Here is a 2,545-nt window from a genome sequence, read left to right as displayed (position 1 = left end):
ACGTCGGTCGCGAGCCGCACGGTCGGCGGCACGGTCGCGATCCAGTCGAGCCCGTAGAACATCGCGAACAGCGGCAGCCCGAAGAAATCGATCCCGAACGCGTGCGGCAGGTAGATCAGCGACAACCCGCGCAGCCCGTAGTACCAGAACAGCAGCACGCGATTGTCGTAGCGGTCGGACAGCCAGCCCGACAGCGTCGTGCCGAACAGGTCGAACACGCCCATCGCCGCGAGCAGCGATGCGCCCTGCACTTCCGACATCCCGTAGTCGCTGCACATCGCGATCAGGTGCGTGCCGACGTAGCCGTTGGTGCTCGCGCCGCAGATGAAGAAGCTGAAGAACAGCAGCCAGAAATCGCGCGAACGGCTGGCCGTCAGCAGCGTGCGGAACGCGACCGCGAGCGGGTTCTCCTTCGTCGCCTCGGGCGCGGGCGGTGCATCGGCCGGCTCGCCGTACGGGCGCAGCTTCAGGTCGGCCGGCCGTTCGGGCAGCAGGAACGCCACGAGCGGAATCACGATCGCGGCAGCCACCGCGACGACCAGCACGACCGGCCGCCAGCCGTGGTGCTGCGCGATCGCCGCAAGCATCGGCAGGAACACGAGCTGGCCGGTGGCCGTGCTCGCGGTCAGCACGCCCATCACGAGGCCGCGCCGCGCATGGAACCAGCGCGTGACGAAGGTCGCAGACAGCGTCAGCGCGACAACGCCCGACGAACAGCCGACCATCACGCCCCAGATCAGCACCATCTGCCAGCTGTGCGACATCATCGACGACAGCGCGACGCCCGCGCTCATCACCGTCAGCGCGGTCAGGATGGTCGGGCGCAGCCCGAAGCGCTGCATCGCCGCGGCCGCGAACGGGCCCGTCAGCCCGTACAGCGCGATGTTCACCGAAATCGCCAGCGAAATCGTCGCGCGGCTCCAGCCGAGTTCGTGCTCGAGCGGCACCATCAGCACGCTCGGCGTCGCGCGCGTGCCGGCCGCCGCCAGCAGGATCAGGAATACCACCGCCGCCGCGAGCCATCCGTAGTGGAAGCGCCCGCCGATTCGTGTCACCGCCCAGTTCATCTTCGCGTTCTCCAGTTGGCGGCGCCGGTGCCTCCGCACCCGCTCCGCCCGCCCTGCCAGGCCACCTCCGCCGCACGCTGCATCGGCTGACCCGGGCCGACGCTTGGCATTTGTCTGTCGATCCGATCGGCGTTGTTACCGACCGGTCACAAGTGTGTTGCGATCGTAGTGACCAATCGGTAACATGTCAAGCAATTCACTATGCAGTCGAGGGTCAACATGTCGGGCATCGAGATCGCCAAACCGCTGGCGCGCCGCACGCGCCGGCCGATCGACGGCGCCACCGCGCAGGAGCACCTGCTGCGCGCCGCCGAGGAGCTGTTTTACAAGGAAGGCGTTCGGACGGTGGGTGTCGAGGCGGTCGTGGAGCGGGCGGGCGTCAACAAGATGAGCCTGTACCGCCAGTTCTCGTCGAAGGACGAGCTGATCCTCGCGTATCTGGAGCGGATGGATGCGTGTTTCTTCGACCGCTTCGACACGAGCGTCGCGAAGCACCCGGGCCAGCCGAAAGCGCAGTTGATCCAGTATTTCGTCGATCTCGCCGAGCGCGCGACGCAGAAGGATTACCGCGGCTGCCCGTTCGTCAACGTCGCGGCCGAATTCCCGGATGCGTCGCACCCGGCGCGCGAGCGCGTCGCGCAGAACAAGGAACAGCTGATGAAGCGGCTCGTCGCACTGTGCGAAAGCGCCGGCGCACCGCAGCCGCAGGCGCTCGCCGACTCGCTCGCGCTGGTGATCGAAGGCATCTACGCGGCGAGCCAGACCTATCGGCACGGCGAAACGCCGATCGGCGTCGCTCCGGCGCTCGTCACGCAGTTGATCGAAGCCGCATGCGCGTGACGGCGCGCCCGCTACAATGCGGCCCTCGCCGCCCTTCCGCCCGACTGGTTTCACGATGACCGACACCCGCCCCGAATCGCACGACGACATCCTCGCCGCCACGCGGCACTGGCTCGCGCGCGCGGTGATCGGGCTCAATCTGTGCCCGTTCGCGAAAAGCGTCTATGTGAAGGAACAGGTGCGCTACGCGATCAGCGAAGCGACGACGCTGGAAGACGCACTCGCCGAACTCGAAACGGAGCTGCGCGCGCTCGACGCGGCCGACCCGCAGCAGGTCGACACGACACTCGTGATCTTCCCGCATGCGTTCGCCGATTTCATCGACTACAACGATGCGCTGTTCTTTGCCGACCGGCTGGTGCGGCAACTGCGGCTCGACGGCGTGCTGCAGATCGCGAGCTTCCATCCGCAGTACCGGTTCGAAGGCAGCGGGCCCGACGACATCGAGAACTACACGAACCGCGCGCCGTATCCGATCCTGCACCTGCTGCGCGAGGACAGCATTGCGCGCGCGGTCGACGCGTTCCCGGACGCGTCTGCGATCTACGAAAAGAATCAGGAAACGCTGCGCCGCCTCGGCCACGACGGCTGGCGCGAATGGATGCGCCGGCCAGGCGACGACGTCTGACACGGCGTGT

Annotated in this window: 3 protein-coding genes; 2 read left to right on the top strand and 1 reads right to left on the bottom strand. The window is 67.3% G+C overall.

What is annotated here, in order from left to right; translation table 11 throughout:
• The coding region (locus JYJ84_RS33925) for an MFS transporter (protein WP_205190080.1) at positions 1-1,067 on the bottom strand (1,067 nt) is incomplete at its 3' end.
• Positions 1,068-1,286: 219 nt separating this feature from the next.
• Between JYJ84_RS33925 and JYJ84_RS33920 the strand changes: the two genes are divergently transcribed.
• Positions 1,287-1,907: a TetR/AcrR family transcriptional regulator gene (locus JYJ84_RS33920; RefSeq protein ID WP_174958866.1), complete on the top strand. Its 621-nt coding sequence runs from the start codon at positions 1,287-1,289 to the stop codon at positions 1,905-1,907.
• Positions 1,908-1,962: 55 nt separating this feature from the next.
• Complete coding sequence (locus tag JYJ84_RS33915) at positions 1,963-2,535, top strand: DUF1415 domain-containing protein (RefSeq protein WP_175222764.1); 573 nt, start codon at positions 1,963-1,965, stop codon at positions 2,533-2,535.
• Positions 2,536-2,545 lie beyond the last annotated feature (10 nt).

It is taken from the genome of Burkholderia sp. LMG 13014 (genome assembly GCF_905232215.1).
In the GTDB taxonomy this organism is placed as follows: Bacteria; Pseudomonadota; Gammaproteobacteria; order Burkholderiales; family Burkholderiaceae; genus Burkholderia.
This window is presented reverse-complemented; position numbering and strand designations above follow the sequence as displayed.